The organism is Trebonia kvetii, from assembly GCF_007827045.1.
GTDB lineage: Bacteria > Actinomycetota > Actinomycetes > Streptosporangiales > Streptosporangiaceae > Trebonia > Trebonia kvetii.
Map to the genome: position 1 here is coordinate 681,889 of NZ_RPFW01000005.1, position 21,409 is coordinate 703,297.

The 21,409-nt window shown below is 70.4% G+C and carries 21 protein-coding genes and 1 pseudogene; 16 read left to right on the forward strand and 6 right to left on the reverse strand.

Going from position 1 to position 21,409, the window contains the following annotated elements; genetic code table 11:
* Positions 1-385: 385 nt before the first annotated feature.
* From EAS64_RS28360 to EAS64_RS28415, 12 genes are all read left to right on the forward strand, one after another.
* On the forward strand, positions 386-1,771 hold the full coding sequence (locus tag EAS64_RS28360; RefSeq protein WP_246115885.1) for an enolase C-terminal domain-like protein: 1,386 nt from the start codon (positions 386-388) through the stop codon (positions 1,769-1,771).
* 47 nt (positions 1,772-1,818) lie between these two features.
* Positions 1,819-3,030 (forward strand): sugar ABC transporter substrate-binding protein, encoded by a 1,212-nt coding sequence (locus EAS64_RS28365; RefSeq protein WP_145857916.1) that lies wholly within the window; start codon positions 1,819-1,821, stop codon positions 3,028-3,030.
* A 63-nt stretch (positions 3,031-3,093) separates the two neighbouring features.
* Positions 3,094-4,725 carry a sugar ABC transporter ATP-binding protein gene (locus EAS64_RS28370; RefSeq protein ID WP_145857918.1) on the forward strand — a complete coding sequence of 544 codons (1,632 nt, stop codon included), beginning with the start codon at positions 3,094-3,096 and terminating at the stop codon, positions 4,723-4,725.
* Positions 4,722-5,804 carry an ABC transporter permease gene (locus EAS64_RS28375; protein ID WP_145857920.1) on the forward strand — a complete coding sequence of 361 codons (1,083 nt, stop codon included), beginning with the start codon at positions 4,722-4,724 and terminating at the stop codon, positions 5,802-5,804. The genes EAS64_RS28370 and EAS64_RS28375 overlap by 4 nt, the downstream gene beginning before the upstream one ends.
* Before the next feature lie 4 nt (positions 5,805-5,808).
* Complete coding sequence (locus tag EAS64_RS28380; RefSeq protein ID WP_145857922.1) at positions 5,809-6,666, forward strand: fumarylacetoacetate hydrolase family protein; 858 nt, start codon at positions 5,809-5,811, stop codon at positions 6,664-6,666.
* A gap of 64 nt (positions 6,667-6,730) precedes the next feature.
* A complete protein-coding gene (locus EAS64_RS28385) occupies positions 6,731-7,474 on the forward strand; it encodes an SDR family NAD(P)-dependent oxidoreductase (RefSeq protein WP_145857924.1) in 744 nt (247 codons plus the stop codon).
* Positions 7,471-8,478, forward strand: a complete 1,008-nt coding sequence (locus tag EAS64_RS28390; RefSeq protein WP_246115886.1) for an aldo/keto reductase — start codon at positions 7,471-7,473, stop codon at positions 8,476-8,478. The genes EAS64_RS28385 and EAS64_RS28390 overlap by 4 nt, the downstream gene beginning before the upstream one ends.
* The gene (locus tag EAS64_RS28395; protein ID WP_145857926.1) at positions 8,475-8,786 is read left to right on the forward strand and encodes an L-rhamnose mutarotase; all 312 of its coding nucleotides are present in this window, start codon (positions 8,475-8,477) and stop codon (positions 8,784-8,786) included. The genes EAS64_RS28390 and EAS64_RS28395 overlap by 4 nt, the downstream gene beginning before the upstream one ends.
* On the forward strand, positions 8,783-9,688 hold the full coding sequence (locus tag EAS64_RS28400; RefSeq protein ID WP_145857928.1) for an amidohydrolase family protein: 906 nt from the start codon (positions 8,783-8,785) through the stop codon (positions 9,686-9,688). Before EAS64_RS28395 ends, EAS64_RS28400 begins: the two co-directional genes overlap by 4 nt.
* Positions 9,679-10,356 (forward strand): FadR/GntR family transcriptional regulator, encoded by a 678-nt coding sequence (locus EAS64_RS28405; RefSeq protein WP_145857930.1) that lies wholly within the window; start codon positions 9,679-9,681, stop codon positions 10,354-10,356. Before EAS64_RS28400 ends, EAS64_RS28405 begins: the two co-directional genes overlap by 10 nt.
* Before the next feature lie 87 nt (positions 10,357-10,443).
* The gene (locus tag EAS64_RS28410) at positions 10,444-11,892 is read left to right on the forward strand and encodes a chloride channel protein (RefSeq protein WP_145858099.1); all 1,449 of its coding nucleotides are present in this window, start codon (positions 10,444-10,446) and stop codon (positions 11,890-11,892) included.
* The gene (locus tag EAS64_RS28415; RefSeq protein ID WP_145857932.1) at positions 11,892-12,815 is read left to right on the forward strand and encodes a DUF389 domain-containing protein; all 924 of its coding nucleotides are present in this window, start codon (positions 11,892-11,894) and stop codon (positions 12,813-12,815) included. The genes EAS64_RS28410 and EAS64_RS28415 overlap by 1 nt, the downstream gene beginning before the upstream one ends.
* Positions 12,816-13,358: 543 nt before the next feature.
* Here the strand turns inward: EAS64_RS28415 and EAS64_RS28420 are convergent.
* The gene (locus EAS64_RS28420) at positions 13,359-13,853 is read right to left on the reverse strand and encodes a hypothetical protein (protein WP_145857933.1); all 495 of its coding nucleotides are present in this window, start codon (positions 13,851-13,853) and stop codon (positions 13,359-13,361) included.
* Between the two features lie 139 nt (positions 13,854-13,992).
* Here EAS64_RS28420 and EAS64_RS45095 point away from each other — a divergent pair.
* Positions 13,993-14,103: pseudogene (locus tag EAS64_RS45095) on the forward strand (SAM-dependent methyltransferase); the annotation flags it as partial.
* A gap of 285 nt (positions 14,104-14,388) precedes the next feature.
* Here EAS64_RS45095 and EAS64_RS28430 read toward each other — a convergent pair.
* Genes EAS64_RS28430 through EAS64_RS28440 form a run of 3 tightly spaced genes read right to left on the reverse strand, consistent with a single transcriptional unit; the run spans position 14,389 to position 15,800 of the window.
* Positions 14,389-14,979 (reverse strand): hypothetical protein, encoded by a 591-nt coding sequence (locus EAS64_RS28430; RefSeq protein ID WP_222849675.1) that lies wholly within the window; start codon positions 14,977-14,979, stop codon positions 14,389-14,391.
* A gap of 9 nt (positions 14,980-14,988) precedes the next feature.
* On the reverse strand, positions 14,989-15,438 hold the full coding sequence (locus EAS64_RS28435; protein ID WP_246115887.1) for a DUF3237 domain-containing protein: 450 nt from the start codon (positions 15,436-15,438) through the stop codon (positions 14,989-14,991).
* A gap of 14 nt (positions 15,439-15,452) precedes the next feature.
* Complete coding sequence (locus tag EAS64_RS28440; RefSeq protein WP_145857937.1) at positions 15,453-15,800, reverse strand: TfoX/Sxy family protein; 348 nt, start codon at positions 15,798-15,800, stop codon at positions 15,453-15,455.
* A gap of 72 nt (positions 15,801-15,872) precedes the next feature.
* Between EAS64_RS28440 and EAS64_RS28445 the strand changes: the two genes are divergently transcribed.
* Positions 15,873-16,232, forward strand: coding sequence for an MmcQ/YjbR family DNA-binding protein (locus EAS64_RS28445; protein WP_145857939.1), 360 nt, complete (start codon positions 15,873-15,875; stop codon positions 16,230-16,232).
* On the opposite strand, the gene EAS64_RS28450 is transcribed toward EAS64_RS28445, so the two are convergent.
* Positions 16,229-17,101, reverse strand: coding sequence for an oxidoreductase (locus EAS64_RS28450; protein WP_145857941.1), 873 nt, complete (start codon positions 17,099-17,101; stop codon positions 16,229-16,231). The genes EAS64_RS28445 and EAS64_RS28450 overlap by 4 nt on opposite strands.
* A 163-nt stretch (positions 17,102-17,264) precedes the next feature.
* On the opposite strand from EAS64_RS28450, the gene EAS64_RS28455 reads away from it, so the two are divergent.
* The gene (locus tag EAS64_RS28455) at positions 17,265-18,119 is read left to right on the forward strand and encodes a helix-turn-helix domain-containing protein (protein ID WP_145857943.1); all 855 of its coding nucleotides are present in this window, start codon (positions 17,265-17,267) and stop codon (positions 18,117-18,119) included.
* 64 nt (positions 18,120-18,183) lie between these two features.
* The gene (glgX, locus tag EAS64_RS28460) at positions 18,184-20,283 is read left to right on the forward strand and encodes a glycogen debranching protein GlgX (protein ID WP_145857944.1); all 2,100 of its coding nucleotides are present in this window, start codon (positions 18,184-18,186) and stop codon (positions 20,281-20,283) included.
* Here the strand turns inward: glgX and EAS64_RS28465 are convergent.
* Entirely contained in the window at positions 20,280-21,275 is a 996-nt protein-coding gene (locus tag EAS64_RS28465; protein WP_222849676.1) for a COG4705 family protein, read from the reverse strand. The genes glgX and EAS64_RS28465 overlap by 4 nt on opposite strands.
* Positions 21,276-21,409 lie beyond the last annotated feature (134 nt).

A 21,409-nucleotide genomic window follows, 5' to 3' on the forward strand; every position in this document is an offset into this window, starting at 1 on the left:
CCTCTCGGCCGGGAGGGGTGAAACCACCAACCGTTTCGAGTGATCCGATGAATGCTGCGTGTTATCGCGAGAAACGCGCTGCTCGCACCCATGTCTGGCATGACACTCCCAGCGTGTCCCGGCGGTCTGACGCGCAGCGCGCGAAAGAACCCATCTTTCGCAGTGTTTCTGATTTGTGACCAGCCCAGCGCGGGTGCTTCGGCTTCTCTCGGCAGGCGGCAGCCGCGGACTTTCCGCAGGTGAAACGACGTTCGATGCCGTCGGGGCGCCGTTGGCAGCCGTCGCAAGTCAGGAAATCTCCCCGTAACGAGCCTCTTGCGCGGGTCTACCGTCCGGTGTAAACATCCGATCAATAGATCCGATGTTTCCGGTCCGAGGAGTGCAAGTGACGCAGGTGCGGCCAGCAGACCCAGTGACGATTCCGGCGGCGCCCGGCGCCGCGGCCGGCCTGGCCGGCGCGAGAATCGTCGCGCTCGACTGCTACGACGTCCGCTTCCCCACCTCGCTCGAGCACGACGGCTCCGACGCGATGAACCCCGACCCCGACTACTCGGCGGCCTACGCGATCCTGCGCACCGACGCCGAGGGGCTCGAGGGTCACGCGCTGTGCTTCACCATCGGCCGCGGCAACGAGGTCATGGTCACCGCGATCGCGGCGCTGCGGCGGCACGTGGTCGGCCGCCGCGTCGAGGACATCGCGGGGGATCTCGGCGCCTTCAGCGCCGCCCTGATCGGCGACAGCCAGCTTCGCTGGCTCGGCCCGGAGAAGGGCGTCATGCACATGGCCATCGGCGCCGTGGTCAACGCCGCCTGGGACCTGGCCGCCAAGATCGCGGGCAAGCCCGTATGGCGGCTGCTCGCCGACATGACGCCGGAACAGATCGTCGCGCTCGTCGACTTCCGCTACCTGTCCGACGCGCTGACCCCCGCGGAGGCCATGGACATCCTGCGCGCGGCGCGCGCCGGACGCGAGGAGCGGATCGCCGAGCTCGAGCGATTCGGCCACCCGGCTTACACCACCACCCCCGGCTGGATCGGCTACTCCGACGAAAAGCTGGTGAGCCTGTCCCGGCAGGCGGTGGCCGACGGGTTTACCCAGATCAAGCTCAAGGTCGGCGCCGACCTGCCAGACGACGTCCGGCGGATGGCCCTGGCCAGGGAGGCGGTCGGCCCGGACATCCGCATCGCGGTGGACGCCAACCAGCGCTGGGGGGTCGGTCAGGCGACCGACGCGATCGCCGCGCTCGCCCCCTGGGACCCGTACTGGGTCGAGGAACCGACGAGCCCGGACGAGATCCTCGGCCTGGCCGTGATCCACGACGCGATCGCCCCGGTCAAGATCGCGGTCGGCGAGCACGTCGCGAACCGGGTGATCTTCAAGCAGATCCTCCAGGCGGGCGGTGCGGACGTGCTGACCATCGACGCCTGCCGGGTCGCCGGGGTTAACGAGAACGTGGCGATCTTGCTGCTCGCCGCCAAATACGGCGTCGCCGTCTGCCCGCACGCGGGCGGCGTCGGCCTGTGCGAGATGGTCCAGCACCTGGCGATGTTCGATTTCGTCGCGGTCGCGGCCACGCACAAGGATCGCGTGCTTGAGTACGTCGATCACCTGCACGAACACTTCACCGACCCGGTGCGCGTCACCGGCGGCCGGTACCTCGCGCCGACGGCGCCCGGGTTCTCCGCGGAACTCCGGCCCGAATCGCTGCGCGCGTATGAGTTCCCGCACGGCGCCGTCTGGCAAGAGCTGGCCGGCACCGCCAATCAGTAAACGTAGGCCCCTAGTAAGTCCCCACTCATGTGTACAGAGGAGAACTCATGAGACTGAGAAGACACCTGGCCGGCACCGCGGCCCTGGCCGCCGCGGCCCTGCTCGCCGCCGCCTGCAGCTCGGGCAGCAGCACGAGCGCCACCCCGCCCGCCAGCTCATCGGCCGCCCCCGCGAGCAGCTCGGCGAGTGCCGTCGCCTCCGCGGCGACAAGCGCGGCGACGTCCGGGGGTCAGGTCACCGTCGGCGTCAGCCTGACCTATAACAACACCGCCTTCTGGGCCGCCTATATCAACTACGAGCAGCAGTACGCACAGCAGATGAACATCAAGCTGCTCGGCCCGCTGCTGTCCGCCGCCTCCGCGAGCGTGCAGAACCAGCAGATCGAGCAGCTGGTCAACGAGGGCGCCCAGGCGATCATCGTGAACCCGGAGACCGCCACCAGCCTCGGCCCGGCGATCACCTACGCGAACGCGCATCACGTCCAGCTCGTCTCCGTCGACACGATCGTCGGCGCGGGCAAGGTCTACATGGTGGTGCGGGCCTCGAACACCGCGTACGGGCAGGACGCGTGCGCGTACATTTCCTCGAAGGTGAAGTCCGGCTACGTGCTCGACCTGGAGGGCGACCTCACCTCGTCCAACGGCGCCGACCGCACCGACGCCTTCAACTCGTGCATGCAGGCCAACGACCCCGGCGTGAAGGTGCTCAAGGAGCCGACCGTCTGGACGGACGCCACCGCGGTCACCGACGCGCAGAACGCGATCAACGCCTACGGCTCGCAGCTCAAGGCCATCTACTCGCAGTGGTCAAGCCCGGACACCGGCATCATCCCGCTGCTCAAGAGCAAGGGCATGGGCCCCGGCTCCGCTAACCCGGTCATCCTGATCAGCGACGACGGCGTGCCGTTCGAGATGTGCGACATCGCCAACGGCTCGGTCACCGCCTCCCAGTCGCAGCCCGCCAACCTGTACGCCCAGTACGCACTCACCTACGCGGTCGACGCCGCCAAGGGCGTCAAGCACGCTGTGGGCGACCCGGGCGGCGGCGCTCCCAAGCTGCAGAACGTGACCTACCAGGGTGACACCAACCTCGCCGACCCGATCATCGCGCCGTTCGTCACCAAGGAAGCCACCAATCTGACGCTGACCACCCCGGTGGACGGGCTGCCCGCCTCGTTCACCACGACAGCGGTGACAGATAACACGCTTTGGGGCAATGTGTACGGCAGCGCCCACGGCGGCGTCTGCGCCTCGTCCTAGTCACCCGGTGGCCGGCACCCGTGGGTGTGCCGGCCACCCGTTCTTCCCAGGAATGGACATGCGATGACTTCCAGCGGCCCGCCTGACCCGGGGCCCGGCAGCACCGTGCTGGTCGAGGTGACCGGAGTCGACAAGCGCTTCGGCACCACCCGCGCGCTGCGCGGCGTCGGCCTATCCCTGCGGGCGGGACAGTGCCTCGGTCTTGTCGGCCGCAACGGCGCGGGCAAGTCGACCCTGGTCTCGATCCTGTCCGGCCTGATCGAGCCGGACGCGGGAACGGTGCGGTTCGGCGGCGAGCCCGCGCCCCGCGTCGGCGACATCGCCCGCTGGCGCGAGTGGATCGCCACCGTCTTCCAGCACTCGATGATCGTCCCCGACCTGTCCGTCGCGGAGAACGTCTTCCTCGGCAATACCTCCTCGGTGGTGAGCTGGCGGGAGCTGCGCGCCAGGACCCGCGCCATCATGCGCGAATGGGGCTTCGACATCGACGCGCGGACGCCGTGCCGCGAGCTTTCCGTCGAGCAGCTGCAGATCGTCGAGATCGCGCGGGCGCTGGCCCGCGGCGCGAAGTGCGTGCTGCTCGACGAGCCGACCGCCGCCCTGGAACGCCAGGCGGCGCGCCGGCTGTTCGACCGGGTCCGCCAGCTCACCGCCGGCGGCGTCGCGGTTCTTTACATCTCGCATCACCTGGAAGAGGTCTTCGAGATCTGCGAGAACGTCGCCGTGCTGCGCGACGGCGAACTGGTGCTGACCGCGCCGACCGCCAGCCTGGACAGGGATGACCTGGTGGCGGCCATGGTCGGCGGCGTGCACAGGGCCGGCGAGCACCGGGCTGGCGAGCCGGCCGCGGGCGACGCAGGCCGGCCAGGCCAGGCACCGGACCTGGAGGCCGCGCCCGTGGTGCTGTCGGTCGACGGACTGGAGTCAGGTTCGGCCCGCGGCCGCCTCGGCGGCGTGTCGCTGAGCGTGCACGCCGGAGAGGTGGTGGGCGTCACCGGCCTGCTCAGCGCGGGAGTGGCCACCCTCGGCCGCGCCGTCGCGGGCGCGGAAGGCTACGCCGCGGGCCAGATCCTGCTGCACGGCAGGCGCGTGCCTGCCGGCGGACGGGCCGCCGCCCAGCACGCGGGGATCGGCTACATCCCGGAGGACCGGCGTGCCGAGGGTTTCGTCGCGCACCTGGGCGTGGCGGAGAACGTGACGATGACCATCGCGGGGGACCTGTCAGGGAGGACCGGCGTGCTGCGGCCCGCCCGCCGGGCCGCGGCGGCGGCGCCACTCACCGCCCGGCTGTCCCTGGTGTCTGCCGGTCCCCGCCAGCCAGCCGGGGAGCTGTCCGGCGGCAACCAGCAGAAGGTCACCGTCGCCAGGACGCTGGCGCACCGCCCTTCACTCATCGTCGCCATCACGCCGACCAGGGGCGTGGACGTGGCGTCCAAGGAACTGCTGCTCGGCTCGCTCGCCGACGTGGCGGCGAGCACCGGCGCCGGCGTCCTGCTGTGCAGCGACGAACTGTCCGACCTGGCGGTCTGCGACCGGGTCGTGGTGCTGGTGCGCGGCGAGGTGTTCACGGAATTCAGCAAGCCGCCCTTCGACCGGGACGAGCTGATCCTCGCCACGGAAGGCATGAAGGGCACCGCGACGAACGGTCCGGTCGGCGATCCAGCCAGTGTCCCGGCCGAGGAGGCAGCGCAATGATCTCCAACAAGACCCCCCAGAGCCCGGCGCCGCCCGCCGTCGGCCAGGCGACGGCGGCGGCGCCGCCGTCCACAGCCGGACCGCTCTTGTCCTGGGTGCGCACTGCCAACGTCGGCGTGCTGCGCGAGGTGGCGCTGCTGCCGGTGCTGATCCTGCTGATCGTCGTCGGCTCGGTGGTCAGCCCCGTGTTCCTCACCGTGTCGAACTTCGCGGGCATCGGGCAGCAGAGCTCGGCGCTTGGCGTGGTCGTGGTCGGCGAGAGCCTAATCCTGATGATCGGCGGCATGGACCTGTCACTCGAGTCGACCTTCGGCCTGGCGCCGATGGTCGCCGCGTGGCTGATCGTGCCGGTCGCCGCCTACGGCAGCGGCACCGTGCTCAGCCCGTACCTGGGCATCATCGTGCTGCTCGTCGTCGGCGCCGCCGTCGGCCTCATCAACGGCCTGCTGATCGTCAAGGGCCGGCTCAACGGGTTCATCGTGACCCTGGGCATGACGATCGTCCTCGCGGGCCTGCAGAGCGGCATCGTCAAGGCGCAGACGCTGTTCAACCTCCCCACCGCGTTCGGCTACCTCGGTTCCGCCTCCTTCGGCCAGCTGCCTGTCTCGCTGGTTGTCACCGCGATCATCTTCGTCCTTGTCGGCCTGTTCCTGCGCTACCACCGGGCTGGCCGCGCCATCTACGCGGTCGGCGGCAACCCCGCGGCCGCCAGGGCGGCGGGCATCAAGGTCGAGCGGCTCAAGATCGGCGTCTACGTGGCGGGCAGCGTGCTCGCCGCCATCGGCGGCCTGATGGAGGCGGGCCGGGTCTCGGCCGTCACCGGCCAGCAGGGCTACGGCGAGGGCATCATCTTCTCGGTCTTCGCCGCCGCGGTGATCGGCGGCGTGAGCCTCAAGGGCGGCCGCGGCAACATGATCGGCGCGGCGTCCGGCGTGATCCTGCTCGGCATCGTCAGCGACATCCTCGACCTCGCCCAGGTATCCAACTACTGGATCGAGGCCATCGACGGCGCGGTCATCCTGTTCGCGCTGTTCCTGGCCAGGATCGTCGGCGGCGAGTCCACCGCGGAAGAGAGGTAGCGGCATGCGCCTGCTGCGCATCGGCGAGCCGGGGGCCGAGGTCCCCGCCGTGCTCGACACCACGGGGACGGCCCGCGACGTGTCAGGGATCGCCGGCGACTTCGGCCCGGCGTTCTTCGCTGGCGGCGGGCTCGCGCGGCTCGCCGCGGCGGTCGCCGCCCCCTCCGCGCTCGCCGCCCTGCCGGCGGTGTCCGGCCGGACCGGGGCGCCGATCGCGCGGCCGGGCAAGGTGGTGTGCATCGGGCTCAACTACTCCGACCACGCCGCCGAGACCGGCGCGGCGATACCGGAGCGTCCGGTGGTGTTTATGAAGGACCCGGCGACCGTGACGGGACCGTACGACGAGGTGTTCATACCGCGCGGCTCGGCCAAGACCGACTGGGAGGTCGAACTCGGCGTCGTCATCGGCGAACGAGGCCGGTACCTGGAGTCGCCCGAGGACGCGCTGCGCGTCGTGGCCGGCTACGCGGTCAGCCACGACGTGTCGGAGCGCGCGTTCCAGCTTGAGCTGTCGCCGCAGTGGGACCTGGGCAAGTCGTGCGAGAGGTTCAACCCGCTCGGGCCGTGGCTGGTCACCGCCGACGAGGTGCCAGACCCGCAGCGGCTCGGGCTGCGGCTCGACGTGAACGGCCGCAAGCGGCAGGACGGCTTCACCGGCGACATGATCTTCGGTGTCGGGTACCTCATCTGGTACCTGAGCCAGTACCTGGTGCTCGAGCCCGGCGACCTGATCAATACCGGCACGCCCGCCGGGGTGGCGCTCGGCCTGCCCGACCACCCCTACCTGCGGGCGGGCGACCGGGTGCGGCTGGAGATCGACGGGCTCGGTCAGGCCGAGCAGCGCTTCGTCGCGGCGCCCTGACCGGTCGGCACACGACCAGGCAAGCCGCGGGAAGCACGAGACAAAGGAAACGGATGGGGCTGACATGGCAGAGCTGAGCGGACTCGCGGCGGTCGTGACGGGCGGCGGATCGGGGATCGGCCTGGCCACCGCCCGGCTGCTTGCGGAGCGCGGCGCGAACGTCGCCGTGCTCGACCGCAAGCCAGGCGCCGAGTTCATCGCGCTGACCGCCGACGTGACCGACGACGCGTCGGTCCGGCTGGCGGTCGACACCGCGGCGGACCGCCTCGGTGGCATCGACATCGTGGTGAACAACGCGGGTGTGGGTGCGATCGGCACGGTGGCCGACAACGCGGACGACGAGTGGCATCGGGTGTTCGACGTCAACGTGATGGGGATCGTCCGGGTGACCAGGGCCGCCCTGCCGTACCTGCGCGCCTCGGGGCACGCCGCCGTCGTCAACACCTGCTCGGTCGCGGCGATCGCTGGCCTGCCGCAGCGTGCGCTGTACTCGGCGACCAAGGGCGCCGTCTTGTCGCTCACGCTCGCGATGGCCGCCGACCACATCCACGACGGCATCCGGGTCAACTGCGTCAACCCAGGCACCGCCGACACCCCGTGGGTCGGCCGGCTGCTCGACCAGGCCGCCGACCCGGCGGCCGAGCGTGCCGCGCTCGAACGGCGCCAGCCGATGGGACGCCTTGTCACCGCGTACGAGGTCGCGGCCGGCATCGCCTACCTGGCCAGCCCGCTGGCCGCGTCGGTCACCGGCACCGCGCTCGCGATCGACGGCGGCATGGCCGGACTGCGGATCAGGCCGCGCGCGTGACAGCCACCGCGTCCCTGCCGACCCAGCCGCTTGGCCGCTCGCCGGTGCGCGTCACCGAGCTGTCGTTCGGCGGCGCGACCATCGGCAACCTGTTCACCGCGGTGACGGAAGAGGCGGCGCGTGCCGCCGTGGACGCCGCGTGGGACGGCGGCATCAGGACCTTCGACACCGCGCCGCACTACGGCCTCGGCCTGTCCGAGCGGCGTCTCGGCGAGGCGCTGCGGGCCCGGCCGCGCGATGAGTACGTGATCTGCACGAAGGTCGGCCGGCTGCTCGAGCCGGCCGGGGCAGCCGGGGCGGCCGGCGATCAGGGGTCCGACACCGAGGGTTTCGCGGTGCCCGCGAGTCTTGTCAGGCGGTTCGACTTCAGCGCCGACGGCGTGCGGCGCAGCCTGGAGGCGAGCCTGGCACGCCTGGGCCTCGACCGGGTGGACATCGTGCTCATCCACGATCCAGACGACCACGGCGACCAGGCCATCGGCGAGGCGTACCCGGCGCTGGAGAAGCTGCGCGCCGACGGCGTGGTCGGCGCGATCGGGGCCGGCATGAACCAGGCCGCGATGCTCACCAGGTTCGTCACCGAGACCGACATCGACGTGGTCCTGGTGGCGGGCAGGTACACGCTGCTCGACCAGTCCGCCGCGGACGCGCTGCTCCCCGCCGCCGAGGCCCGTGGCGTGTCGGTCATCGCCGGGGGAGTGTTCAACTCCGGCCTGCTCGCCGCGCCGGCGCCCGGCGCGACCTATGACTACCAGGCGGCGTCCGGCGAGCTGCTTGACCGGGCGCTGCGGCTCGAGCAGGCCTGCGCCCGGTTCGGCGTGCCGCTGCGCGCGGTCGCGGCGCGCTTCCCGCTTAACCATCCCGCTGTCGCCAGCGTGCTCATCGGCGCGCGCAGCGCCGCGGAGATCAGCGAAGCGGTTCGGCTGCGTGACCTGGACATCCCCCGCGCGCTCTGGGATGCCGTAGCCGCCGTCGGCGTCACCACCGCGAAGGGGCTGGCATGAGGATCGCACTGCACACCAGGGTCCGCGGGATGAGGATCGAGGAGTACGAGCGGGCGCACGCGGCAGTGCCGGCCGAGCTCACCGCGCAGATCCGCGCGGCAGGCGTGACCGGCTGGACCATCTGGCGCAGCGGCACCGACCTGTTCCACGTCATCGACTGCGACGACTACCGTGCCATGCTCGCCACCCTCGCGGCCAGCCCGGTGAACGCCGCCTGGCAGGCGCGCATGGCCGAGCTGCTCGACACCCCGCACGATTACTCGGCGGCGGGCGGCGACGCCGCGCTGCCCGTGGTGTGGCGGCTATGACCGTCATCGATGCCCACCACCACGTGTGGGACCTCGCCGTCAGGGACCAGCCTTGGCTGGATGGCGACGCGATGGCGCCGATCCGCCGCCGCTTCACCGTCGATGACCTGAGGCCGGACGCGCGGGCAGCAGGGGTCGGCGCGACCGTGCTCGTGCAGACCGTGACCGTGGCGGAGGAGACGCCGGAGATGCTGGCGCTCGCCGGCGGCGATCCGCTGGTCGCCGGCGTGGTCGGCTGGACGGACCTCACCAGCCAGGCGATCGCCGACGAACTGGCCAGGCTTACCGCCGGGCCCGGCGGCGAGCACCTCGTCGGCATCAGGCACCAGGTGCAGTCGGAACCCGATCCTGACTGGCTGCGCCGCCCCGACGTCATCCGCGGTCTGCGCGCGGTCGCGGCGGCCGGCCTGTGCTACGACCTCGTGGTGCTGCCGCACCAGATTCCCGCCGCCAGCTATGCCGCCGCGGTCGTGCCCGGCCTTACGCTTGTCCTCGATCACGCGGGCAAGCCGCGAATCGACGGCGGTGACCTCGGTGCGTGGCAGGCGGCTGTCCGGGAGTTCGCCGGGCTGCCGAACACGGCGTGTAAGCTGTCCGGCCTGGTGACCGAGGCGCCGGCTGGCGCAGCGCCGAGCGCGTTCGCCGTGGTGGCGGACGCCGTGCTCGACGCGTTCGGCGCCGGCCGGGTCATGTTCGGCTCCGACTGGCCGGTCTGCCTGCTCGTCAGCGACTATGCCGGGGTGTTCGGCCTGGCCAGGTCGCTGACAGCCGGGCTGTCAGCGGCGGAACAGGCGGCGGTTTTTGGCGGTACGGCCGCCCGAGCCTACCGGCTCGCCGAGCGAGCGGGCGCGGCGGGGGCGGGCGAGGGACATTCGGAAGCGGGGGCGGGACCGTGGCACTGACAGACGAGGCGATCGGCAAGATCAAGGAGATGATCACCTCCGGCCGGGTCCGGCCGGGGGAGAAGCTGCCGCGTGAGGCCGACCTGGCGGCGGAACTCGGATTGTCCCGCAATTCGCTGCGCGAGGCGGTCAAGGCACTGAGCCTGATCAACGTGCTCGACGTCAGGCAGGGCGACGGGACGTACGCGACAAGCCTGGCGCCCTCGCTCCTGCTCGAGGCGCTGAGCTTCATCGTGGATTTCCACCGCGACGACACCGTGCTTGAGTTCCTCGAGGTGCGCCGCATCCTCGAGCCCGCGGCCACCGGGCTGGCGGCGCTGCGGATGACGCAGGCGCAGAAGGACGCGCTCGGCAAGGTCCTCGACGCCGTCACCGTTGACTCCCCGGTCGACGATTTCGTCGCGACTGACCTCGAATTCCACAAGGAGATCGCGCTGGGCTCGGGCAACACGGTGCTTGCGTCGCTCGTCGACAACATGTCGCTGCCGACGGTCCGGGCCCGGGTGTGGCGCGGCATGACGCAGCCCCGGGCACAGGAACGCACGCTGGCCGAACATCGAGCCATCTACCAGGCCATCCTGGCGGGCGACGCCGACCTGGCGCGATCCTGGGCAACCGTGCACATCTCGGGCATCGAGACCTGGCTGCGGACAACCCTCGCCACCTGACGCGCGCCAGCTGAAGCCCATCGGCGGGAATCACCCACGGCAGGTGACCCGCCGCGGCAGGCGACGGGTCACGATGAGCGCGTGGCGATGCCCTCAGACCCGCGCGCGCTGCTGCGCAGTCGCGCCTACCTGCGCTTGCTCGTCGTCGCCGCGATCCTCGGCGCCCCGGTCTCTGCCGCCGCCTACGGCTTCCTGGCACTTGTCAACTACCTCCAGCCGGAGATCTTCATCCATCTGCCGCACGGCCTCGGCTTCCGCGGCGAGCCGTGGTGGTGGCCGCTGCCCGTCCTGGCCGTGGGGGGCCTGCTGACCGGGCTCGCTATCCGCTACCTGCCGGGCACCGGCGGCGCCAGGCCCGCCGAGGGATTCAAGGTCCACAAGCCCCCGACGCCCGCCGACCTGCCCGGCATCATCCTCGCCGCGCTGGCGACGCTGTGCTTCGGCGCGGTGCTCGGACCCGAGGCGCCGCTGATCGCGATCGGCGGCGGGCTCGTTGTGCTGGCCCTGCGCGCCGCCCGCCGCAACATGCCCGCCCAGGGCGTGGCGGAGCTCGCCTCGGCGGGCAGCTTCGCCGCGATCAGCACGCTGTTCGGGTCGCCCATCCTTGGCGCGTTCCTGCTGATGGAGGCGTCCGGGCTCGGCGGTCCGATGATGGGGGTCGTGCTGGTGCCCGGCCTGCTCGCGGCGGGCGTCGGCTCGCTCGTGTTCGTTGGTCTTAACGCGTGGACCGGGCTCGGCACATTTTCCCTCGCCATCCCCGGGCTGCCGCCCTTCGGCGAGCCCACGATCGGCGAGTTCGGCTGGGCCCTGGTCATCGGGGTTGCCGCCGCGCTGCTTGGCTCCGGCATCCGGTGGCTCGGGCTGCTACTCCAGCCGTACTCCATCCGGCGGCCGCCGCTCGCGGCAGTCGTAGCCGGCCTGATCGTCGCCGGTCTGGCGATCGCCTATGCCGAGGGAACAGGGAAGGCCTCATCCGAAGTCCTGTTCTCCGGGCAGAGCGCGCTCGGACCGCTGATCGCCAACAGTGCCTCCTACAGCGTCGGCGCCCTGGCGCTGCTGCTCGCCTGCAAGGCCCTGGCCTACGGCGTGTCGCTGAGCAGCTTCCGCGGCGGGCCGACCTTCCCCGCGCTGTTTGTCGGCGCGGCCGGCGGCATACTCATGTCACACCTGCCTGGCCTGGCGCTTGTCGCCGGCGTGGCCATGGGCATCGGGGCCATGTCCGTGGTGATGCTCGGCCTGCCGCTCACCTCGGTGCTGCTCGCCACCGTTCTGCTGTTCTCCGACGGCCTCAGGGTGATGCCGCTGGTGATCGTCGCCGTGGTGGTCGCCTACGTCACGGTGGCCAGGATCCAGCCGCCCGCGCAGCCTGAGGCGGAACCGGCCGGGCATACGGATCCGGCCGCCGCCGCTGCGCCGGGTGCCGCCTCTGCGGTGCCACCCCAGGCGGGCCCACCCTCCCAGGGCCCACCCTCCCAGGGTCCGCCCCCCGCGGGTCCCGCCTCGGCCCCCGGTCCCGGTACGCGCCCGCGCGACTGATGCTGCACGTCCGCGTCGTCGCGCCGCACGGTCGCACCGGCCGCCTGCTCGACACGCTGGCCGGCCTGCCCGGCGTGCAGAACGTGATCGTGCACGAGGGGAACGCCCGCCGGCCTGACGGCGACTCGGTCCTGTTCGACGTGCACGACAACGCGGCCAACCCGGTGTTCGGCGCGCTGCGCGGTCTCGGCCTCGACCGCGACGGCGGGATCACCGTGCAGCAGGTAGACGCCACCCTCATTGCCCCGGCGCAGCGCAGGTCCGGGGCGCGGGAGACCGCACCCGTCTGGGAGATGGTGGAGGCCATCATCCACCGCGGCGCGGTGTACTCGCCGAGCTTCTACCTGCTGCTTGCCATCGCCGGGCTGATCGGCGCGGTGGGCATCTTGACCAACTCGCAGATCCTCATCGTCGGCGCCATGGTCGTCGGCCCCGAGTACAGCGCGATCATTGCCGTCGCGCTCGGCATCAGCAGGAAAGACCGCGGCGCCGTGCGCGACGGTCTGCTCGCCCTGGTGCTCGGGTTCACCGCCGCGATCGTGCTAACCCTCGCGTTCGCCGCCGCCGTGCGCGCGGCGGGCGAGGCCCCTGCGCTATTCCTGGACGGCGTCCGGCCCGTCTCCGCCCTGATCAACAGCCCGAACGCGTTCTCTGTGGTGGTCGCGATCCTGGCCGGGATCGTGGGCGTGCTCTCGCTGACCCAGGCGCGGGCCGGCGCGCTGATCGGGGTGTTCATCTCGGTGACCACGATCCCCGCGGCCGCCGACATCGGCGTGTCCGTCGCCTTCGGCGCCTGGCGCGAGGCCGGCGGCTCGGCCCTTCAGCTGCTACTCAACGCCGGACTGCTCATCGTGGTCGGCGCCGGCGGCCTCAGCGCGCAGCGCGTCATCTGGCATCGCTTCGGCGCCCCGCCTGCCCCATGACGGCCAGGTCACCGGTGGCGCCGAAGATAACCAGCGCGTCGACCTTGTCGGGCATGAGAGCGGGGAACAGGAACGGCGAATCGGCGTGCCGCACGAGTCCCCGACACGACCAGCAGCGACAGGACTGACTGCGGGCCTCTCGTGCCGGCACCACGGCGGGCAGCCCCAGCAGCCCGCACCCGCGCACCCCGTCCCGCCAGGCACGCCGCGCGGTGACTCCAGCACCACCCTTCCCGCACTTTCCAGTCACGCCACACGCCAGGCGGGGGACCGCGCCCGTCCAGGGCGCGCCGGCCAGTCAACCCCGACCTGAGGATTGCCGATAGCGATCCGGTGCGAGCCCGCAACAGCGCGATGGTCCAAAGCCGCGAGATTGTGGGCCATTTTTTATCCACGCCCAATCACGTCATTTTGGCTGATCGTGGACCGTTACAGGTCGGGTTGTGCGCACGGTTGATCTCCGGGTACGCACCCCGCCAGGCGCGCCCGAATCTGCGGTTACCCCGGCAGCGGACCCGAATCATGCCTGCCGCGCGGCCGATCTCACGTGAACCAGCCGGTGCCGGCCGCGATCGACGCGATGACCGCGAGGTCGACGCCGACGAACAGGGCCATGCACGTTAGCCAGAGGCCGTAAGTCCAGTGGTTCACGTCCCATACGTCCTCCGGGCTGGTCGATTGGGGCGCGGCGTCATTGATGTGGAGCGTGCCGAGCAGTTCGTTCAGCGCGAGATTCCTGGAAACCCGCTTCGCGAGTTCGCTTTGGTTGATGGCCCGCCCGCGTTGTGAATGCATCAGCCTGATCGACGCGCCCGCGACAACGATGGAAAGTATCCCCGCGGCGTATTTCGCGCCGTCACTGGTGTTGTCATGTGAGCCAAGGACGATCGTCATGAGAAAGGCCTGGGCGGCGAGGCCCAAGGCCGGCACCTGCCACAACAGAGTGGTGTATGACGCGAACTGAGTGGTATAGACGCTTAGCAGGGACAGCAGGTTATCCCTGTCGAATTTTGTCCCGTCCTCTGGAGGCTTGCGCACCCAGGCTTGATCTTGCACGAGGCCCCCGGATTCCGTTTCCCGTCTGCGGTAAACGGTAATGTACCACCGCTGTCGTGACGGATGCGGAGTTCCTGGGCGGCAAGGAGAACTACGCGTCCGACCCGGCGGCGGCCGAGGCGGGATAGGGCAGTTCCTCGACATCGGCACCGGCATCCCGACCGCGGGCAACACCCACCGGGTCGCCCAGGCGGTCGCGCCGGAGTCCCGGGTGGTGTACGTGGACTACGACCATAGCAAGCCGGGTTGTGCACACGTGCCAGGGCCGGACCGACCGCTTCGCGCGCATCCGGCGACGCTCTTTGCTTAACCGGCTACCACTTTTCCATCTCTGCTTAACCGGCGACCATGATCACGACCGTTATGCCCGATATGCACCACGCCCTAGTAAGCAAAGATGAAAACGCCGGTCGCCTTTGCATTCCTGATGACCATCCGCGGCGAATATCGCAGCGAACGGCCCACGGTAATAAAACACAGCCCCGGAGCCGCTGATTCGTAGTGCCCGGGGCGGTCATTACCGGCTGGAACCGCCAAGCTCGCCGATCGTGCAGACCACCCGGTGCGACCGCGGGCAGCGCCAGATGGCGCGCTCCGCGGACTCGGCGCAAGGCTCGAGCGGATGCGAGCCGGGATGCTCGGGGCACTCCGGCCAGGTGGCTGGGCGTCCCGCCTCGGCGAGCGCCTCGACCTCCCACCCCTGCACCTGCTCGGCCAGTTCCGTCAGCCGTAGCCCGGCCCGGCCGGAGCGTTCCACCCGCACGCCCTGGCTGCCGGCTGTCTCGCCGGGCGATCCGATGAAGGCGAACACGCAGTCGGGGTGGTCTTCCCATGCCTCGTAGCGGACCTCGGGCACGATCGCGCCGGCCGCCTGCAGGTCGGCGAGCACCGGGTTCATGACCGCATCGAAGTCCATGCGTTCCGGCTGAGACAGCGGCCTGGGATGAAGCGCCACTTCCCGCGCGCGGAGCATGAGATCCACCTGCTCGTCCCCGAGGCGTGCCCGCAGCTCATCGAGCTCTGCGGCTTCCAGCCCATGCTCCATTCTGATCGCGAGGAAACTCTGGTACGCGCCGTCGTTGTCGCCGGTCTGCGGCCTATCCGCCATGAACGCCTCTCAGGTGACCCGGTACGCGGTGTACGCGACCCGGTTCGCCTCGCGGATCGCGGACGCGACGAACAGCGAGCGCTCAAGGGCCGCGAGCCGCGGCGCAGACGTCTCCAGGTGCACCGCCACCCGGAAGTAGTACTCAGCGGGATCGACCGTCTCGCCGCGCAGCAGCGCCTCGAGCACGGCCGGCGGCCCGCTGCGCACCCCGGACGTCCGCAGGTGCACGTACTCGCCGTCCGGTGTCCTCGCCGAGTAGCGCGTGTCGATCTCGATCGACCCGTCGGACCGGACGACCTGCCAGTCGGCGCCGCCCGGCAGGATCTCGGCGTCGAACATGCCGGTGATCCGTCCGCTTGCGATCGGCACCACCCGCCGGTGTCCCGCGCGCGTGACGCCGTGGTCCTCCAGCGGTCCGAGCAACGCGTCCACCTCGAAGGCGGGCTCGAGTCCCGGCACGGGCGCCAGGGCAGTCACCGCTTCGAGGGCTGCTTGGGGGGCAGCGAACGGGCGTAGCCGAGGCCGATCTCCACCCACGGCGCGAGATCGTCGTCGGTGGCCAGCTGTTCCGCGGCGACCCGCAGCCAGCCGGGCATCTCCCGGCCCTGCATCACCGCGACGGTCGCCTTGCCGCCGGCGGTCAGCTCATCCGACCGAGCCGGATCGGCATGGACGAGCGCGCCGCCCTGGCCGCTCGCGCTGATCGCCATGTGACCGCGGATGAGGAACGCGAGGCCGCCGAACATCTTCTTCTCGGTCAGCTCCGGGTCGGGGCCGATCAGGTCCCTGATCCGGCCGGCCAGGGCTTCGTCATAGGCCATGCGGCCGATCGTACCGCCCTACCGGTGAATCGACCCTGACAATCAGCCGTGGCGCAGCCCTACGATGGCGGCATGATGTGGGACGAGCTGCGCGACTACTGCCTGGCCAAGCCAGGCGCCTGGGCGGACGAGCCCTGGGACGACGGCGTGGTGACCAAGGTCGGCCCGAAGATCTTCGCCTTCCTGCGCGCGGTCGGCCCCGGCGGGGTGGCGCTCGGCGTCGGCCTCAAGTGCGCCGCCACCAGGGAGGCGGCCGACGAATGGCTGCACCGCTACCCAGGCGACGCCGCGGTCATGCCCTACATCGGCCGCTCCGGCTGGAACACCCTCACCATCGGCGCCGCCATCCCCGACGACGAGATCCTCGAGGCCGTCGACGCCTCCTACGCGATGGTGGTCAGCAAGCTGCCCAAGAAGGACCGCCCGGTCTAGATCGCGTCGAGTTCCGCGATCGTCGCCGCGTCAAGCGCCAGCGACGCGCCCGCCACGTTCTCCCGCAGGTGGGCCACCGACGACGTGCCGGGGATGAGCAGGATGTTCGGCGAGCGCCGCAGCAGCCAGGCGAGCGCGACCGCCATCGGCGCGGCGCCGAGCCGTGCCGCGACCGCCCCGAGGGTGTCCGACTGCAGCGGCGTGAATCCGCCGAGCGGGAAGTACGGCACGTACGCGATGCCCTGCCGTGCGGTCAGCTCAACCAGCGGGTCGTCGCCGCGCTGGGCGATGTTGTAGAAGTTCTGCACGCACACCACGGGCGCGATAGCCCGCGCCTCGGCGAGCTGCTCCGCGTCAACGGTGGACAGCCCCAGGTGCCTGATCAGCCCTTGCTCGCGCAGCTCGGCGAGCGCGCCGAACTGTTCCGCGATCGACCCGGGCACCGCCGAGTGACCGTCGGACCCGCCGCCGACCCGCAGGTTGACCACGTCGAGCGCGTCGACCTTGAGCGTGTGCAGGTTGCCGTGCACCTGCTCGCGCAGCTGCTGTGGCGAGCACGCGTGCACCCAGGCGCCGGTGTCGTCGCGGACGGCGCCGACCTTGGTCACGATGCGCAGGTCGTCCGGGTACGGGGCGAGCGCCTGATGGATCAGCTCGTTCGTGACGTGCGGGCCGTAGAAGTCGGCGGTGTCGATGTGGTTGATGCCGAGCGCGAGCGCCTCGCGCAGCACCGCGAGCGCCTCGTCGGTGTCGGCGGGCGGGCCGAAGATCCCTGGACCGGACAGCCGCATCGCACCGAAGCCGACACGGCCGACCGTCAGCTCCCCGAGCTGGAAGCTGCCGCCGGGCAGCGCTTTGCCGGAAGTCATTCCCGATGTCCCCATTTCGCCTTATTTATGAAGATCCCGCCGGCAGTCCGCCGCGAGCCCGTCCTCCACAGTGCCCCGTGCCGGGCCCGGCAGGCAGTGTCCTGGTCATCCTGGGGGCGACAGGACCAGGCTGTTTCGTTACCCGGTGCCTACAGTGGAAACCGTGACAGCAGCCAACACGCTCGGTGAGTACCTGCGGGCCCGCCGCGAACTTGTGGACCCGAGGGACGTGGGGCTGCGCGTGGCCGGGGTGCGCCGCACGCCGGGCCTGCGCCGCGAGGAGGTGGCGACCCTCGCCGGGATCAGCGCCGACTACTACCTTCGCCTGGAGCAGGGCCGGGACCGCAACCCGTCGCCGCAGGTGCTCGAGTCCCTGGCGCGGGTATTCGGTCTTGACGCGACGGCGACCCAGTACCTGCTTGGCCTCGCCGTGGCCCGCCCGGCCAGGCCACGGCGCAGGCCGCGCCAGCAGCCAGTGCTGCCCGGCATCCGCCAGCTGCTCGCGGCGCTGAACCTGCCTGCCTTCGTGGAAAGCCGCATGTTCGACGTGCTTGCCGCCAACGAGCTGGCCACCGCCCTGTCGCCGGGCATCCGGCCGGGGGAGAACCGGCTCCGCTCGATGTTCCTCGACCCGGCCGAGCGCGACATGTATCCCGACTGGGAGCGCGCGATCGCCGGCCTTGTCGCCTCGTTCCGCGCCTCGATCGGCACCGACAACGACGATCCGCAGGTCGCCCAGTTGGTTGGCGAGCTCTCCCTGGCGAGCGACGCCTTCAGGAAGTTGTGGGCCAGGCACGACGTCAAGGCGCTCGCGGGGGGTGCGGCCCGGATGCGTCATCCCGAGGTCGGACTGCTCGAACTCCGTCGCGAAAAGCTGCCCATCGGCAACTCGGGCGGCCAGCTCCTGGTCATCTACCACGCCGAGCCCGGCTCGGAAAGCGCCCTCGCCCTCGCTCGCCTCACGGCGCGCCCCGAGCCTCGGCATCACGCGCCACGGGGAACTGCCCAGGGTTCCTGAGCAACACAGAAAACATCTGTGCCTGGAACGTGCTATTTCATGAACTCGGGGCAGGGGAAACTCCATGAAGCCCGAAATGTGGCCAGGTCATCCCTACCCCCTCGGTGCCAGCTACGACGGCGTCGGCACCAACTTCGCGCTGTTCTCCGAGGTGGCGGACCGCGTCGAGCTGTGCTTGTTCGACGAGAGCGGCAAGGAGCAGCGGCATGAGCTGACCGAGGTGGACGGCTACGTCTGGCACTCGTTCCTGCCCGGGATTGGCCCTGGGCAGCGCTACGGCTACCGGGTGCACGGGCCGCATTACCCAGAGATCGGCCTGCGCTGCAACGAGACGAAGCTGCTTGTCGACCCGTACGCCAGGGCGATCGACGGCGAGGTCACCTGGGATCCCGACGTGTACGGTTATCCGCTCGGCGGCGACGACAGGCAGCGGCACGACGCGGACAGCGCGCCCTACGTGCCGCGCTCCGTGGTCACCAGCCCCTGGTTCGAATGGGGCGACGACCGCCCGCTGCGCACCCCGTGGCACGAGACCGTGCTGTACGAGTGCCACGTCAAGGGGCTCACCATGCGCCATCCCGAGGTGCCAGAGCACCTGCGCGGCACGTACGCGGGCATGGCGCACCCGGCGGTCATCGAGCACCTGACCCGCCTCGGCGTCACCGCCGTCGAGCTGATGCCCGTGCATCACTTCGTCCAGGACCACGCGCTGACCGACAAGGGCCTGCGCAACTACTGGGGCTACAACTCGATCGGCTTCTTCGCCCCGCACGTGGACTACTCGGCGTGGGGGGTCGAACAGGTCGTCTCCGAGTTCAAGTACCTGGTCAAGACCATGCATCAGGCCGGAATCGAGGTCATTCTCGACGTGGTGTACAACCACACCGCCGAGGGGAACCAGCTCGGCCCGACCCTGTCCTTCCGCGGCATCGACAACCCGGCCTACTACCGGCTCGCCGACGGCGGCAGGTACTACTTCGACACCACGGGCACCGGCAACTCGCTGAACATGCGCCACCCGCACGTGCTGCAGCTCATCATCGACTCGCTGCGCTACTGGGTCAGCGAGATGCACGTGGACGGCTTCCGCTTCGACCTCGCCGCCAGCCTGGCCAGGCAGTTCCACGAGGTCGACCGGCTGTCCGCGTTCTTCGACCTGATCCAGGTGGACCCGGTGGTGAGCCAGGTCAAGCTGATCGCCGAGCCGTGGGACCTCGGCGAGGGCGGCTACCAGGTCGGCAACTTCCCGACCCTGTGGTCGGAGTGGAACGGCCGCTACCGGGACACGGTCCGCGACTACTGGCGGGGCCACGACCGCACACTCGCGGACTTCGCCTACCGGCTGACCGGCAGCTCCGACCTGTACGGCAGGACCGGCAGGCGCCCCTACGCCAGCGTCAACTTCGTCACGGCGCACGACGGCTTCACCCTGGCCGACCTCGTCTCCTACGACCGCAAGCACAACAAGGCCAACGGCGAGGACAACTACGACGGCACCGACGACAACCGCTCGTGGAACAGCGGCGCCGAGGGTCCAACCAGGGACCCGGAGGTGCTCAAGATCCGCGACAGGCGACGCCGGGCGCTGATGACCACCCTGCTGCTCAGCCAGGGCGTGCCGATGATCAGGCACGGCGACGAGATCGGCCACTCGCAGAAGGGCAACAACAACGCCTACTGCCAGGACAATGAACTGTCCTGGCTGGACTGGAAGCGCGCGGACCAGGAGTTTCTCGCGTTCTGCGCCGAAGTCGTCCGGTTCCGCAACGACCACCCGGTGTTCAAGCGGCGCCGGTTCTTCGAGGGCGAGCCGATCTTCAGCGGCGAGCTGTCCGACATCGGGTGGTTCCGCCCGGACGGCAAGGAGATGACCGACGACGACTGGCAGGCGGGCTTCGCCAAGTCGCTCGGCGTCTTCCTCAACGGCGACGCGCTGCCCGACCCGGACCGGCGCGGCCGCCGCCTGCACGACGACAGCTTCCTGCTGCTGTTCAACGCGCACCACGAGGATGTCACCTTCGCGCTGCCAAGCAGGAAGTGGGGCCGCCGCTGGCAGGCTGAGCTGACCACCGTCGCCGACCAGGGCGTCCGCAGGCCGCGCGCGGCCGGCTCCAAGGTCACCGTCGCTGGCCGCGGCGTCCAGGTGCTGCGCCGCGTGAACTAGCGGTAATCCCGCTGGTCGCCCTGCCACTGGTCGGGGTAACCCGGGTCCTGGGCGTGGCGCGGGTCGGGCTGCCGGGGGTCACGGTACTGCGGCGGCTGGCCCTGGCCCTGTCGCGGGTCGTGGTACTGCGGTGGCTGCGCGTGCTGCGGCGCATACGCCGGCTGCCCGTACCCGTTGTGCTGCTGCGGCTGTGCGTACTGCGGCTGTGCGTAATGCGGCTGGCCGTAGCCGGCCGGGGCGGCGGGGACGGCGGGCGACTCCGTCTCCGGCCGGTCGATTCCGGACCGCGACAGGTACATGAAGGACGCCACGACCGCGATGATCGTCACCACAGAAACGGCTCCGTGACCGAGCCCCATGCCGCTGATGTTCTTGGGCATGCCGAAGAAGTCCGCGAACGACGCGCCGACCGGCCGGGTCAGCACGTATGCCACCCAGAACGTCAGCACCGGGTTGGCGCCGAGCCGCCACGCGATCAGCGGCACGCAGATCAGCGCGGTGAACAGGAGCGCTGAGGAGAGGTATCCCAGGTGCAGCGTGTGCGCGCTGAGGTCGCCGAGCGCGGTGCCCATCGCGAAGGTGAAGATCACCGCCAGCCAGTAGAACACTTCGCGGCGCCGCGTCACGATCGAGTGGATGTCCAGCGTTCCCTCGGAGCGGTACCAGACGACGAACGTCACCGCCAGGCAGACGGCGTAGAACGAGGTGGACACCGTGTAGGGGAGGCCGAGCACGATGTGCATCACGTCGGCGCACATCGTGCCGAACACCGCCACCATCGCCACCGCGGACCAATACGGCCAGGTCCGGTAGACGGGCGTGCGGAACTGCCAGACGATCGCGGCCACGAACACCACGAACCCCACGACCACCGCGAGGTACTTGTTGACGTCGTTCACCAGATAGTCGGAGACCGCCTCGCCCATGGCGGTGGTCAGCAGCTTCACCGCCCAGAAGTACGGTTTGACCGCCGGGACCTTGATCGGCCCCACCGGACCGTTCCCGGCCTGAGTGCCCCGTCCTCGCGCATGCCGCTGCCGTCCCACCATGGCCGCAAGGATGTCACAGGCGAACACCCCAGATATCCCGAACGGGTGCCTGCTCCGCCTCTGAGTTCACCATGAAT

What these genes read in the sequence shown, in the direction of transcription:
- glgX (WP_145857944.1), top strand. Translation starts at nt 18,184, where the DNA reads ATGAAGCCCGAAATGTGGCCAGGTCATCCCTACCCCCTCGGTGCCAGC.
- EAS64_RS28385 (WP_145857924.1), top strand. Translation starts at nt 6,731, where the DNA reads ATGGCAGAGCTGAGCGGACTCGCGGCGGTCGTGACGGGCGGCGGATCG.
- EAS64_RS28410 (WP_145858099.1), top strand. Translation starts at nt 10,444, where the DNA reads ATGCCCTCAGACCCGCGCGCGCTGCTGCGCAGTCGCGCCTACCTGCGC.
- EAS64_RS28365 (WP_145857916.1), top strand. Translation starts at nt 1,819, where the DNA reads ATGAGACTGAGAAGACACCTGGCCGGCACCGCGGCCCTGGCCGCCGCG.
- EAS64_RS28370 (WP_145857918.1), top strand. Translation starts at nt 3,094, where the DNA reads ATGACTTCCAGCGGCCCGCCTGACCCGGGGCCCGGCAGCACCGTGCTG.
- EAS64_RS28375 (WP_145857920.1), top strand. Translation starts at nt 4,722, where the DNA reads ATGATCTCCAACAAGACCCCCCAGAGCCCGGCGCCGCCCGCCGTCGGC.
- EAS64_RS28440 (WP_145857937.1), bottom strand. Translation starts at nt 15,800, where the DNA reads ATGGCCTATGACGAAGCCCTGGCCGGCCGGATCAGGGACCTGATCGGC.
- EAS64_RS28415 (WP_145857932.1), top strand. Translation starts at nt 11,892, where the DNA reads ATGCTGCACGTCCGCGTCGTCGCGCCGCACGGTCGCACCGGCCGCCTG.
- EAS64_RS28395 (WP_145857926.1), top strand. Translation starts at nt 8,475, where the DNA reads ATGAGGATCGCACTGCACACCAGGGTCCGCGGGATGAGGATCGAGGAG.
- EAS64_RS28450 (WP_145857941.1), bottom strand. Translation starts at nt 17,101, where the DNA reads ATGACTTCCGGCAAAGCGCTGCCCGGCGGCAGCTTCCAGCTCGGGGAG.
- EAS64_RS28400 (WP_145857928.1), top strand. Translation starts at nt 8,783, where the DNA reads ATGACCGTCATCGATGCCCACCACCACGTGTGGGACCTCGCCGTCAGG.
- EAS64_RS28430 (WP_222849675.1), bottom strand. Translation starts at nt 14,979, where the DNA reads ATGGCGGATAGGCCGCAGACCGGCGACAACGACGGCGCGTACCAGAGT.
- EAS64_RS28445 (WP_145857939.1), top strand. Translation starts at nt 15,873, where the DNA reads ATGATGTGGGACGAGCTGCGCGACTACTGCCTGGCCAAGCCAGGCGCC.
- EAS64_RS28380 (WP_145857922.1), top strand. Translation starts at nt 5,809, where the DNA reads ATGCGCCTGCTGCGCATCGGCGAGCCGGGGGCCGAGGTCCCCGCCGTG.